This window comes from Streptomyces eurocidicus (assembly GCF_002891295.1).
GTDB lineage: Bacteria > Actinomycetota > Actinomycetes > Streptomycetales > Streptomycetaceae > Streptomyces > Streptomyces eurocidicus.
In genome coordinates, this window is the sequence record NZ_LGUI01000004.1 from 172,811 (window position 1) to 186,439 (window position 13,629).

Annotated in this window: 6 protein-coding genes; all 6 read left to right on the forward strand. The window is 73.7% G+C overall.

Annotated features, from left to right (window positions below; genetic code table 11):
* Positions 1 to 13 precede the first annotated feature (13 nt).
* The gene (locus tag AF335_RS14880; protein WP_102918866.1) at positions 14 to 5,581 is read left to right on the forward strand and encodes a type I polyketide synthase; all 5,568 of its coding nucleotides are present in this window, start codon (positions 14 to 16) and stop codon (positions 5,579 to 5,581) included.
* Positions 5,574 to 9,413, forward strand: a complete 3,840-nt coding sequence (locus AF335_RS14885) for a type I polyketide synthase (RefSeq protein ID WP_102918867.1) — start codon at positions 5,574 to 5,576, stop codon at positions 9,411 to 9,413. Before AF335_RS14880 ends, AF335_RS14885 begins: the two co-directional genes overlap by 8 nt.
* Positions 9,410 to 10,633, forward strand: a complete 1,224-nt coding sequence (locus AF335_RS14890; RefSeq protein ID WP_102918868.1) for a cytochrome P450 — start codon at positions 9,410 to 9,412, stop codon at positions 10,631 to 10,633. Before AF335_RS14885 ends, AF335_RS14890 begins: the two co-directional genes overlap by 4 nt.
* A 126-nt stretch (positions 10,634 to 10,759) precedes the next feature.
* On the forward strand, positions 10,760 to 12,034 hold the full coding sequence (locus tag AF335_RS14895; protein WP_102918869.1) for an MFS transporter: 1,275 nt from the start codon (positions 10,760 to 10,762) through the stop codon (positions 12,032 to 12,034).
* Positions 12,035 to 12,298: 264 nt separating this feature from the next.
* Positions 12,299 to 12,556 carry a hypothetical protein gene (locus tag AF335_RS14900; RefSeq protein ID WP_221505740.1) on the forward strand — a complete coding sequence of 86 codons (258 nt, stop codon included), beginning with the start codon at positions 12,299 to 12,301 and terminating at the stop codon, positions 12,554 to 12,556.
* The gene (locus AF335_RS14905; protein ID WP_102918871.1) at positions 12,549 to 13,628 is read left to right on the forward strand and encodes a response regulator; all 1,080 of its coding nucleotides are present in this window, start codon (positions 12,549 to 12,551) and stop codon (positions 13,626 to 13,628) included. Before AF335_RS14900 ends, AF335_RS14905 begins: the two co-directional genes overlap by 8 nt.
* The last annotated feature ends 1 nt before the right edge of the window (position 13,629 follow it).

Below are 13,629 nucleotides of genomic sequence, written 5' to 3' on the forward strand. Positions count from 1 at the left end.
CAGGGAGTCGTTCATGTCCGATGAAGTCAGCACGCTCCGGCAATACCTGAAGAGGGTCACCACCGATCTGTTACGCACCCGGGAGCAGTTGCGTGACGCGACCGAGCAGTCCACCGAGCCGATCGCGGTGGTCGGCATGTCGTGCCGGCTGCCCGGCGACGTGGCCTCGCCCGCCCAGCTGTGGGACCTGGTGGCCGCGGGCACGGACGCCATTTCGCCTTTCCCCGGGGACCGGCACTGGCCGATCGAGGAGCTCTACGACGCCGATCCGGAGTCCCAGCAGGCGCGGCGGTCCTACGTGCGCGAGGGCGGCTTCCTCAGCGGGGCGGGCGATTTCGACCCCGCGTTCTTCGGGATCTCCCCGCGCGAGGCGCTGGTGATGGACCCGCAGCAGCGGTTGGTGCTGGAGCTGGCCTGGGAGGCACTGGAGTCCGCGGGCATCCTGCCGGACTCGCTGGTGGGCGAGCGGGCCGGGGTTTTCGTCGGCGCGTCCAGCAACGACTACGAGATGCTCTGGCAGGGCACCGACCAGTTCTCCCAGTACGGCATCACCGGCAACACCATGAGCGTGATCTCGGGCCGGATCAGCTACGCCCTGGGCTTCCACGGCCCGGCCCTCACCGTGGACACCGCCTGCTCGTCCTCCCTGGTCGCCACCCACCTCGCGATGCGGGCCCTGCGCGCCGGCGAGTGCCCGATCGCGCTGGCGGGCGGTGTGACGGTGCTGAGCACTCCGGAGACGTTCGTCGAGTTCTGCGGCCAGGGCGTCACCTCCCGGGACGCTCGGATCAAGGCGTTCGCGGCCGGGGCGAACGGCTCGATCTGGGCCGAGGGGGCGGGTCTCCTGGTACTGGAGCGGCTGTCCGACGCGCGGCGGCACGGCCACCAGGTGCTCGCGGTGCTGCGCGGCTCGGCGGTCAACTCCGACGGCACCAGCAACGGGCTCTCCGCACCCAACGGCACCGCCCAGCAGGAGGTGATCCGTACCGCGCTCGCCGACGCCGGACTGTCCACCCAGGACGTCGACGTGGTCGAGGCGCACGGCACCGGCACCCCGCTCGGCGACCCGGTGGAGGGCACCGCGCTGGTGGCGACCTACGGCCGGAACCGGCCGTCCGGCCGGCCGCTGCTGCTGGGCTCGCTGAAGTCCAACATCGGGCATACGCAGGCCGCGGCCGGCGTGGCCGGCATCATCAAGATGATCATGGCGATGCGGCACGGTCTCGCGCCGAAGACGCTGCACGTGGACAGCCCCACCCCGAAGGTGGACTGGGGAGTGAACGGGGTCAGCGTGCTCGCCGACGCGATGCCCTGGCCGGAGACCGGTCGAGCGCGCCGCGCCGCCGTCTCCTCCTTCGGGATCAGTGGCACCAACGCCCATGTCGTGCTGGAACAGCACGTCGAGCCGGAGGCGCCGGAGCCCGGCGTGCCGTCCGCCGGTCTGGTGTGGACGGTGTCGGGCCGGACCGAGGACGCGCTGCGCGCCCAGGCGACCCGGCTGCTGGCCTTCGCCGAGTCCGGCGATGCTCCCTCCGCCGAGGGGCTGGCGCACGCATTGGCCACCCGCCGCACCCACTTCCGCCACCGGCTGGCGGTGCCCGGCCGGGACCGGGCCGAACTCACCTCCGCGCTGCGCGGCCACCTCGACACCGGCCTGGTCACCGATGTGGCGGTGGGCGCCGCGGCCGGCGGCGGGCTGTGCGTGCTGTTCACCGGCCAGGGCGCCCAGCGGCTCGGCATGGGGCGGCAGCTCGCCGCCTCCTTCCCGGTGTTCGCCGAGGCGTTCGGCGAGGTGTGCGAGCTGTTCGACCGGGAGCTGGAGAGTCCGCTGCGGACCGTGCTCGAGGGCGAACCGGACCTGCTCGACCGCACCGACTACGCCCAGGCCGCCCTGTTCGCGGTGGAGGTCGCGCTGTTCCGGCTGATGCACTCCTGGGGTGTGCGCCCGGACATGCTGCTGGGACACTCGATCGGGGAGATCAGCGCGGCGCACGTGGCCGGGGTGTGGTCGCTGCCGGACGCGGTCCGGCTGGTGGCCGCCAGAGGCCGCCTGATGGCCGCGCTGCCCGAGGGCGGCGCGATGCTGTCCGTGCAGGGCACCGAGCAGGACCTGGCCCCCTGGCTGGCGGGGCGCGCGCGGCGGGTGTCCGTCGCGGCGGTGAACGCCTCGGACACGGTGGTCGTCTCCGGTGCGGACGAGGACATCGCGGAGCTGGAGGCTGACTGGGCGGGCCGGGGACGGCGGACCCGGCGGCTGCGGGTCAGCCACGCGTTCCACTCGCCGCTGATGGAGCCGATGCTGGCCGAGTTCGGCACGGTCCTGGCCGGGTTGACGACGCACGATCCGGAAATCCCGGTGATCTCCAACCTCACCGGCGAGACGGCCACGGCGGAGCAGTTGCGCTCGCCGGCGTACTGGACCGCGCACGTCCGGCAGGCGGTGCGGTTCCACGACGGGCTGCGCACCGCACGCGAGGCCGGTGCACGCGTCCTGCTCGAACTGGGGCCGGGCGCGGTGCTTTCCGCGCTGGCCGGGCGGGACGCCGGGCCGGACGAGGCGAGGGTGCCCACCCTGCGCGGGGCCGATCGTGACGAGACCAAGGACGTGCTGCTCGCCCTCGGCGCGCTGCACACGCAAGGCGTGGAGGTGGACTGGTCCGCCGTGCTGCCCGCCGCGCCCGCCAGGACGGCGGACCTGCCCTGCTACGCGTTCCAGCACGAGAGGTACTGGCTGGTGCCGGACGGGAACGGGCTGAACCTGCGTTCCACCGGGCTGCTCCCGGTGGGCCACCCGCTGCTGGGCGCCGTGCTGTCCGCGGCCGAGGGCGACGGCGTGCTGCTCACCGGCAGGCTGTCCCTTCAGTCGCACTCCTGGCTGGGGGGCCATCTGGTGCGCGGCATCCCCCTGCTGGCCGGTACCGGTTTCGTGGAACTGGCGCTGGCCGCGGGCGAGCAGGTCGGCTGCGATCTGCTCGAACAGCTGACCGTCGAGGCGCCGCTGGTCCTGCCGGCGCACGGCGGGGTGTCGGTGCAGGTGGTGGTGGGCGACACCGAGGAGACCGGCCGTCGCCCGGTGCGGGTGTACTCCCGGCCGGAGGGCGTGGGCCGGGACGAGCCGGGCCCATGGCGGTCACACGCCTTCGGCTACCTGGGCATCCGCACCGCGACGCCGGACACGACCCTCGCGCACTGGCCGCCGCGGGACGCGCGGGAGATCCCGGTCGCGGACGTCTACGACGAGGTGGTGGAGGGCAGGCACTTCCGCTACGAGGGCGCGTTCCGAGGTCTGCGGACCCTCTGGCAACGCGACCACCCCGACGGGAGCTCGGAGATGTTCGCCGAGGTCGCCCTGCCCGTCGAAGCGGCGGGGGACGCGAAGCGCTACAGCCTGCACCCGGCGCTGCTGGACGCGGCACTGCACGCGGTCGGTCTCGGCCCGCAGCTGGACGGGATCGACGAGGGCAGCGGCTCGATGCCGTTCTCGTGGTCGGGGCTGTCGCTGTTCCGGGCCGGAGCCTCGATGGTGCGGGTGCACGTCACCGGCGGGAACGGCGACGTGACGATCACGCTGGCGGACGAGACCGGTGCCACCGTGGCCACGGTGGACTCCCTGGTGTTCCGGCCGCTGCCCGCCGACGAGTCCTACCTGCTGGGACCGGCCGAGGACGGCGCGGAACTGCTCGCACAGGACTGGGTGCCCGTGCGCCGGCCGTCCACAGTGGACGATTCCGGTGGCTGGCACGACCCCGGGATCGGCGGGCTCGACCTCGCGTCGCTGGCGGACGCGGAGGACCCGGTGCCGCCGGTGGTGGTGCTGCGCCCGGCCCGGCCCGCCGGGGACGACGTCACCGCACGGGTCCGCGCCGCGCTCACCGAGCTGACCGGGCACCTGCGAGTGTGGCTCACCGACCAGCGGTTCGCCGGTTCGCTGCTGGTGGTCCGCACCGAGCGCGCGCTCGGCGTGCGGGCGGGCGACGAACCCGACCTGGCACTGTCCGCGGCCCACGGGCTGGCTCGCTCGGCACAGAACGAGTACCCGGGCCGCCTCCTGCTGGTCGACGTCGACGAGCCGGCCGACACCGCGTTGCGCGACGCGGTCGCCGTCGCGTCCGCGGCCCGTGAGCCCCAGGTGGCGCTGCGCGCGGGCGAGCTGCTGGTGCCCCGGCTGCACCGCGACGACGGTCCGGCGGAGAGCGACGGCGGCTCGGCCGCCCGTACGCCCGACCCCGACGGCACCGTGCTGATCACCGGTGGGCTCGGGTCGCTGGGCCGCACGCTGGCCCGGCATCTGGCGAGCCGGGGCGCCCGCAGGCTGCTGCTCCTCTCGCGCCGTGGCGCGGAGAGCCCCGGCGCCACGGAACTGGTCGCCGAACTCGGCCGGCTCGGCGCGCACGCCGAGCTGGCGCGCGGCGACGTCGCCCGGCGGGGCGACGTGGCCCGGGTACTGGCCGAGGTGCCCGCGGCACACCCGCTCACCGCCGTGGTCCATGCGGCCGGTGTGCTGGACGACGGCTTGGTGGAGTCGCTGACCGACGGGCAAGTGGAGAACGTACTGGCGCCGAAGGTCGACGGAGCCTGGCACCTGCATGAGCTGACCCGGGATCTCGATCTCGCCGGGTTCACGTGCTTTTCCTCCGCCGCCGGTGTGTTCGGCACCGCGGGCCAGGGGGCTTACGCCGCGGCGAACGCCTTCCTGGACGCGCTCATGAACCAGCGGGCCGCCGCCGGGCTCCCGGCCCGCTCGCTGGGCTGGGGCCTGTGGGCGCCGGACAGCGGGACCAGCACGACCGACGGGATGGGCGGCGGGCTGGCCGCCGCGGACCGGGCCCGCATGGACCGCACCGGGATCCGCGCACTGACCGTCGCGCAGGGCCTGTCCCTCTGGGACACCGCGACCGGCTCGGACAGGGTCCACCTGGTGCCCATCGGGCTGGATCCGGGCACCGTGGCCGGGCTGGGAGAGGAGGGCATTCCGCCGTTGCTGCGCGATCTGGTCCGCCCGGCCCGCCGCCGGCGCTCCGCGCGGTCCGCCGCGCCCGCCGAGTCCCCGGCGGACCTGGCCCGCAGGCTGGGCCGGCTGAGCCCCGCCGAACGGGACCGGCAGCTCCTCAACCTGGTGCTCGGGCAGATCGCGGCCGTGCTCGGCTACCCGTCCGCGGACGGGGTGCCCGCGGACGGTCCGTTCGGAGACCTCGGGTTCGACTCACTGAGCTCGGTCGAGCTGCGCAACCGGCTCAACACCGCCACGGGTCTGACCCTGCCCGCCACCTTGGTGTTCGACCACCCCACTCCGGCCATCCTCGCGGCGCACCTCGGCACGGAGGTCGCGCCGGATGCCGCCGGCGCGGAGGAACCGGCGGACGGCCCCGCCGAGCGCGGCCCGGATCAGCTCTCCGGACTCGCGCGGGCGGTCGAGGAGGCGCTGGCCGGCGAGAACGCGCAGCGCGACGCGCTGCGCGGACGACTGCGGGCGGCGCTGCGCGCGCTGGACGGCGAGCCGGGGCCCGGGGTGGACGAGCTGAGCTCGGCCTCCGTGGACCAGCTCTACGCCTTCGTGGACCGGGAACTCGGCGATGCGTGAGCCAGCAGCCGGGACCGCCCGGCCGACCGGAAAGGAATCGAAAGCCGTGGGCGAGGATCCGAAGCTCGTCAAGTACTTCCAGCGGGTCACCGCGGAACTCCAGCGCACCCGGGAGCGGTTGCGGGAGCTGGAGAACCCCGTCGACGACCCGGTGGCCGTGGTCGGCATGGGCTGCCGGTTCGGCGGTGGGGTCGGCTCGCCGGAGGAGCTGTGGGAACTGCTCGCCGCGGAGCGGGACGTGATCACCGGGTTCCCGGCCGACCGCGGCTGGACCGAAGACCAGATCTACCACCCGGAACCGGGCACGCCGGGCCGCTCCTACGTCCGGCACGGTGCCTTCCTCGACGACGCGGCCGACTTCGATGCCGAGTTCTTCGGCATTTCGCCGCGCGAGGCGCTCAGCATGGACCCGCAGCAGCGGATCGCGCTGGAGGTCACCTGGCAGGCGCTGGAGTCCGCCGGTATCGATCCGGCCGGGCTGCGCGGCAGCCGCACCGGCGTGTTCCTCGGACTGTCCAACGCGGACTACGCCACGGCGGTCCGCGAGATGCCCGAGGACATGCTGGGCCAGCTCTCCATCGGCAACGCGGGCAGCGTGACCTCCGGCCGGCTGGCCTATGTGTTCGGCCTGCAGGGGCCCGTGCTCACGGTGGACACCGCCTGTTCCTCGTCCCTGGTCGGGATCCACCTGGCGGTGCAGTCGCTGCGCGCGGGCGAGTGCACCCTGGCGCTCGCGGGCGGGGTGACCGTCCTGTCCAGCCCGCTGCTGTTCATCGACTACGCCCGGCAACGCGCCTTGGCGCCGGACGGACGGTGCAAGCCCTTCTCCTCGGCCGCCGACGGCACCGCGTGGGGCGAGGGCGCCGGAATGCTGGTGCTGGAGAAGCTGTCCGACGCGCGGCGGCACGGCCACCAGGTGCTCGCGGTGCTGCGCGGATCGGCGATCAACTCCGATGGCACCTCCTCCGGGCTGACCGCCCCGAACGGAACCGCGCAGCAGCAGGTGATCGCCGACGCGCTCGCTTCGGCCGGCCTGTCGCCCGCGGACGTCGACGCGGTGGAGGCGCACGGCACGGGCACCGCGCTCGGCGACCCGATCGAGGCGCAGGCGCTGCTGGCCGGGTACGGCCGCCACCGCGGTGACCGGCCGCCGCTGCTGGTCGGCGCGGTGAAGTCGAACCTCGCCCACACCCAGGCCGCGGCCGGAGTCGCCGGCGTGGTGAAGATGGTGCTGGCCATGCGGCACAGCACGCTGCCCAGGACCCTGCACATCGACACGGTGACCCCCCGGGTCGACTGGGCGCAGGGCGGGGTCGAACTGCTCACCAGCGCGGTTCCGTGGCCGCGCGACGGGCGTCCCCGGCGGGCGGGCGTGTCCGCGTTCGGAGTCGGCGGCACCAATGCGCACGTGATCCTGGAGGACCCGGGGCCCGACCCGGACACCGAGCCCGGCGACCGGGCCGTCCCGCCACTGCTGGCCTGGACCCTGTCGGGCAGGACCGAACAGGCGCTGTCCGCGCAGGCGGCCGCGCTGCACGAGTACCTCGACCGGGCGCGCCCGGATCCGCTGGACCTGTCGTGGTCGCTGGCCACCGCCCGGGCGCACCTGCCGCACCGCGCGGTGGTGTTCGGCTCCCGCCCGGCCGACCTCGCCGCGGGCCTGACCGCGCTGAGCACGGGCCGGAACGACACCGGGAACGCCACGGTGGCGGTCTCCGGCACCGCCGTGCGGAGCGGCACCACCGCGTTCCTGTACCCGCACGAGTGCACCCCGGCCGTGGTGCGCGCGTTGGCCGCGCAGTACGCCGAGGCCGAGCCGTTCGCCGAGCACCTCTCCGCATGCGCGGCAGTGCTGGCCGGGCTGGTCGGCTGGTCTCTGACGGATGTGCTCCGCGGTGACCCGGACGCGCCACCACTGGACCGGCCGGACGTGTTGGTCCCGGCCACGCTGGCCGTGCTGACCGGCGTGACACGAGTGTGGTGCGCGTCCGGGGTGCGCCCGGCGGCGCTGGCGGGACACGGATCCGGCCGGCTGGCCGCGTCCTGGGCGGTCGGGTGGCTGTCCCTGCCCTCGGCGCTGCGGATCGCGGCCGGGTGTCCCGCGGGCGCCGGACCCGACGCCGTGGATGTCCCGCCCCCCGCGCCCGGTGTGCCGGTGCTGTGCGGGGACACCGGCCGCTGGCTGCGGGACCGTCCGGACGAGGACGACTACCGCACGGTGCCGGCCGCCGAATCCGGCCCGGCCGCCCGCGAGCTGCGGGCCGACGGCCATCGACTGCTGCTCGTATTCGGTGGGGACACCTCGGGCATGGCCGCCGCGCTGTCCGACGGTCCCGCCGTGCTGGCCGTGCCGGAGGAGACGGAGAGCATGGTGACCGGTTCGGCGGCGGTCGTGCGCGCGCTGGGCCGCGCGTACGTGCTGGGCGCGGCGGTGGACTGGCGCGCCGTCCTGGCCGGCGCCGGTGCGCGGCGTATCCCGTTGCCCGGCTACGCCTTCCAGCGCAGCCGGTACTGGATCGAGCGCGAGTGGACCATGCCGGTGCTGATCTCCGACGCCCCCGGGACGCGCGAGCCCGATCGGCGCTCGCCCGCGGCTGTGCTGTGGGCACTGCCCGAGCAGGAGCGCAACGGCCGGGTCGAGACGCTGGTCCGTGAGTGCCTGGGCCGGGCGCTGGGCAACGGACCGGATGACCGGGTCGACGCCGAGGACACGTTCCGCGATCTCGGGATGGACTCGCTGGGCGCGGAGGATCTGCGCGATCAACTCACCACCGATGCCGGTGTGGAGATCGAACTCGCCGACGTGCTGAACTATCCCACGGTGGTCGATCTCACCGAGCGCGTACTGGAAAAGCTGGCCGCCCGCGCCGAGGAGGGCACGCTCGACGAGATCGCGGGGACCGCCCGGTCCGGGCACGAGGCCCCGGAATCCGGCACCGGGCCGGTGGACCCGGCGCCCGAGAACGCCGACGAAAGCGACGGCAGCCTGGCCTCGTTCTACATCCGGGCGATCCGCACCGGCCGGATCAACGTCGCCCTCCGCCTGGCCCGCGCGGCCTCCGAGACCCGCGACACGTTCGACCAGGACGATCCGCGCGATCTCGCCGAACTGCGCCGGGTGGGGGCGGGCACGGGTGGCCCCACGATCGTCGGCCTCACCCCGCCGATCTTCCCCAACCTGGACCTGCCCTACTCCTACCTGCACGCCGGGCTGGACCCCGCGTCCGACGTGTGGTCGCTGTGGTCACCCGGATTCGCGGGTGAGGCGCCGCTGCCCGCCGACCGTGCCGCCCTGATGCGGATGCTGGCGAAACCGCTGCGCCGTGAGCTGGCCGGCACCCCGTTGATCATCGCGGGCTACTCCTCGGGCGGCTGGCTGGCGCACGACCTGGCCGCGCACCTGGAGCGGACCGGCGTCCCCGTCACCGCGCTGCTGCTGCTGGACTCGTACCTGCCGGAGGAGGAGATGGAACAGACCGAGACCCGCAGCGAGTTCATGCGTGAGCAGATCCGCCGACGTGACCTCATGGGCATGGCGCTCAACCGTCCGGACCGGACGGTGACCACCAGCGGCCAGATCGCGGCGATGGGCGGCTACAGCAGGATCTTCAGCGGCTGGCGGCCCGGTCCGCTGAAGGCGCCGATCCTGCACCTGCTCGCCAGCGAGGTCGTCGCGGGTCTGCCCACCAGCTCGGAGGACCACCCGTTCCCGGCCGAACTGGCGCACCGCGTGCGCAGGCTGCCCGGCGATCACTTCACCATCCTGTCCCAGCACGCCGACCTGATCTCAGCGAACCTGCACGACTGGCTGACGGAGGTACACCCCATATGACGACCGTTCCCGATCTTCCCGACGCCACAGAGGCACTGGAGCACTTCCCCTTCGACGACGGCCGCGGCATCGAGGTCAACGAGCGGTTCAAGGAACTGCGGCAGCGCGAGGGGCTGCTCCGGGTGCGGCTCGCCTACGGTGAACCCACCTGGCTGGTCACCCGCTACGCGGACGCCCGGCTGGTGCTGGGCGACGCGCGGTTCAGCCGCGCGATGTCGGTCGGCCGGGACTTCCCGCGCCAGGAGGAGGCGACCGACCTGGCCGGGCTGATCACCATGGATGCCCCCGAACACACCCGGCTGCGCACGCTGTTGCTCAAAGCCCTCAGCAGGTCCCGTATCGAAGCGCAGCGCCCGACGGTGCACGCGGCGGCGGACGATCTGCTGTCGTCGGCGATGGCCGCCGGGCCGGGCATGGACATCGTGGTGGACTACGCACAGCGGATGAGCGTGCTGTCCATCTGCGACCTGCTCGGCGTACCGGTCTCGGACCGGGAGGTGTTCGAGTCGACCAGCGCGGCGCTGATGCCCGGCAGCGCCGTCGGCCACGAGGACATGATGCGGCGGTTCGGTGCCCTGCAAGCCTGCACCGAGCGGCTCATCGCCGAGCGTCGGGCCCGCCCCCGCGACGACCTGATGTCGGCGATGGTCCAGGCCCGGGACGAGGAGGACCGGCTCACCGACACCGAGCTGATCGACCTGGTCGTCAGCATGCTGCTGGCCAGGTTCGAGGCGATCATCACCCAGATTCCGAACTGCGTCTACGTCCTCACGCGGGGCGACCGTGCGCTCTGGAACCGGCTGCGTGCGAATCCGGCCGAGCTGCCGGCGGCGGTCGAGGAACTGCTGCGCAACAACGCCTCCGCCGGTGCCGGCCTGTTCGTCCGCTATGCGAGGGAGGACGTCAACGTCGGCGGCACGCTGGTGCGCGCGGGCGAAGCCCTGACCGTCGCCATCGAGTCGGCCAACCACGACCCGGCCCGATTCGAGGACCCCGACGCGATCGACTTCACCCGGCCACCCGGTGGACACCTCACCTTCGGTTATGGCGCGCACTACTGCGTCGGCGCCCAGCTCGGGCGCATCGACCTCCAGGAGGGACTGCGGGTGCTGCTCACCAGGACCCCGGAGCTGACCGTCCGCGACATCACATGGAGAGAACGGCCGCACATCCGGGGGCCGGAGGCGATGCGCGTGACCTGGCAGGGTGGCCCGGAATGACCACCACCGGCACGTAGTGGCAGGTCGGCCGGGTCCGGCGCGCCTCGCCGTTTGATACCCGGTACGGTGCCCGCTTTGATGGTGCGATCGCGGGACGGCTGTACGGATGAGTGGTGAGGGGCGGGCGTGGGGAGCGGGCACCGGTTGGGGCGGCGGTTCGGGTGGCTCTGGGGAGCGTACGGGACCAGCGCGCTCGGCACGTGGCTCGCCTTCGGCGCGTTCCCGCTGATCGCCGTCCAGGTGCTGCACGCCGGACCCGCCGAGGTCGCCGCCCTCTCCTCCGTGGGGGCCGCGGTGGGCGCGGCCGTGGCGGTGCCCCTCGGCCCGTGGGTGGAGTTCCGCCGCAAACGGCCGGTGCTGATCGCGACGGACCTGGCGCGGTGCGCGGCGCTGCTGACGATCCCCGCCGCGTACGCGCTCGGCGTGCTCACCTTCGTCCAGCTCCTGCTGGTCTCGGCCGTCGTCGCGGCGGCCGACATCTCCTTCCGCGCCGCCTCCGGCGCGTACCTGAAGACCCTGCTGCCCGCGGAGGACCTGCTCGTCGCCAACGCCCGGTTCGAGTCCACGGCCTGGACGACCACGATCATCGGACCACCGCTGGGCGGCGCGATGACCGGGCTCCTCGGCCCGGTGGCGACGGTGCTGGCCGACGCGGTCAGCTATCTGCTCTCGGCCCTGGGCATCCGCGCGACGGGCGGGCCCGAGCCGCGGCCCGAGCGCCGGGAGGCCGTCCGTATGCGGGCGGGCGACCTGCTCGACGGCTGGCGGTACATCCTCGCCGACGCGACGCTGCGCCCCCTCTTCCTCAACACCGCCTTGTTCAACGCCCTGGTGATGGCCACCCAGCCGCTGCTGGCCGTCCTGATGCTCGGCCGGCTCGGGTTCGCACCATGGCAGTACGGCCTCGCCTTCGCCGTCCCCTCGATCGGCGGGCTGCTCGGCTCACGGCTGGCCCGGCCGCTCGCCACCCGGTTCGGGCAGCACCGCGTCCTGACCGCGACCGGGACGCTGCGCGCGCTCTGGCCCGTCGGGCTGGCCTTCCTGGGGCCGGGGACCGGAGGGCTGCTGCTGGTGATGGGCGTCGAGCTCGGGCTGATCCTCTGCTGCGGGATCTTCAACCCCGTGTACGCCACCTACCGCCTCGAGCGCACCGCGACCGACCGGGTCGCCCGAACGCTGTCCGCCTGGGCGGTGACGACCAAGATCTCGACCGCGCTCCTGACGGCCCTCTGGGGCGTGCTGGGCGGCCTGCTCGGCCCGCGTACGGCCATCGGTCTGGCCGGCGTGCTCCTGCTGGCGACCCCGCTGCTGCTCCCTCGCCGCGCGCCGGCACCTTCCCCCGGGCCGGCGCCTTGCCCTGACCTCGGCCCTGACCCGGAGCCGGAACCGAACCGCGCCTGACGGTCAACCCTTCCGCGTACGACCCGCGGACTCGGCAGGGAACACCCGAGCGTTGCCGCGCAACGGCGCAACGTTTCCGGCCGGAGCGCTCCCACCAGCGGGAACGGCCGCTTCCGGCGGCGCTGACCCAGGACGGCGCGGGGCAGCGTTGCGCTCATTCGCCGATCGCACGGCGCAACGGCTCCGTGTCACTCCATTCTGTGAGTCGCCTTCCCGCAATCCGCTGGACGGGTGACCAGTCCCGTTGCGTAACGGGTCAGACGGATGGAGACTTCGGTGGACCGGCCGCTGCTGTCACTGAGAACGACCCTGGTGTTCCTGCTCGCGTCGCTCGCCGGCGCGGCGGCGGGCGCCTTGACCGCGTACGCGGGTGAGGGGACACCGCGCGGCGCGCTCGCGGGCCTCGCCGCCGCCGGGGTGGCGGTGCGGTTCTTCGACCGTCTCGTCGCCGCCGAGCCGGACGACGGCCGGCCGCACCGGGCCGCGGGCGACGGCGGGGGAGAGGGGGCAGGACATGGGTGAGCTCCGGCCGCTGGGGGACGATCTCACGGACAGCTCTCGCGCACTCGCCCAGGCGTTGCGGGAGCTGTTCGAGGGGATGGGGGTATCCGTGCGCCGGTACGCGGCCCGGCGCCGGCGGGATCCCGGGACGTTCTCGCGCTACCTGAACGGAACCCGCCTGCCTCCCTGGCAAGTGATCATGGACCTGTTCGCGGACCTCGCCCAGCACCGGGGGACCGCCGTCACCGCCGAGGCCATCGAGTTCGTACGCGGGCTGTACGGGTCGGCGGTCGACGCCGGTTCCTCGCCCAAGCACGCGGTGGAGATCCTGGAGCAGCAACTGGCCGACGCCGACCGGGTCTCGCGCCGGTCGAGCGTTCGCGGCGACGTGCTGGGCGACGCCCTGCTGGACCGCACCCACCGCATCGCCGACCTGGAAGTGCGCCTCAACCAGCTGGAGGCCGACCGGAGCGCCGAGCGGGAGCGGGCGGACAAGCTCGCCGCGGCCCATCCCGACGTCTCCGACCTCCTGCGCGAACGCGACGCCCTGGAGGCCGAGGTGTCACGGCTGGGTGAGGAACTGCGCGAGGCCGGGGAGCAGCGTGCCGCCGCGGAGGCCCGGTGCGATCTGCTCGAACGGCAGCTGGAGGCCGTCGAACGGCCGGCCCTGCCCGTCGTCGACTCCGGACCCCGGATCCTGCCCAGGATCCTGATCGTCGACGACCAGGCGGACAACCTGCTCGCGATGAGAGCCGTACTGGAGACCCTCGACCAGGGCCTCGTCACCGTCTCCTCCGGCCGGGAGGCGCTCAAGGCGCTCCTGGACCACGACGACTTCGCGGTCATCATCATGGACGTGCAGATGCCGGAGATGGACGGCTACGAGACGTGCGCGCACATCAAACGCAGGCCCCGCACGCGTGATGTGCCCATCATCTTCCTGACCGCGATGGGAGTGGACCCGGAACACTCCGCCCGCGGGTACGCGGCCGGCGCGGTCGACTACATCAGCAAGCCCTTCGACCCGTGGGCGTTGCGCGCCAAGGTCGCCGTCTTCACCTCCATCTACCTGGAACGCCACGCCGCCCGATGAG

Excerpts from the sequence above, each read along its gene's own strand:
- AF335_RS14900 (WP_221505740.1), top strand. The coding sequence starts at position 12,299 with ATGGAGACTTCGGTGGACCGGCCGCTGCTGTCACTGAGAACGACCCTG.
- AF335_RS14885 (WP_102918867.1), top strand. The coding sequence starts at position 5,574 with ATGCGTGAGCCAGCAGCCGGGACCGCCCGGCCGACCGGAAAGGAATCG.
- AF335_RS14890 (WP_102918868.1), top strand. The coding sequence starts at position 9,410 with ATGACGACCGTTCCCGATCTTCCCGACGCCACAGAGGCACTGGAGCAC.
- AF335_RS14905 (WP_102918871.1), top strand. The coding sequence starts at position 12,549 with ATGGGTGAGCTCCGGCCGCTGGGGGACGATCTCACGGACAGCTCTCGC.
- AF335_RS14880 (WP_102918866.1), top strand. The coding sequence starts at position 14 with ATGTCCGATGAAGTCAGCACGCTCCGGCAATACCTGAAGAGGGTCACC.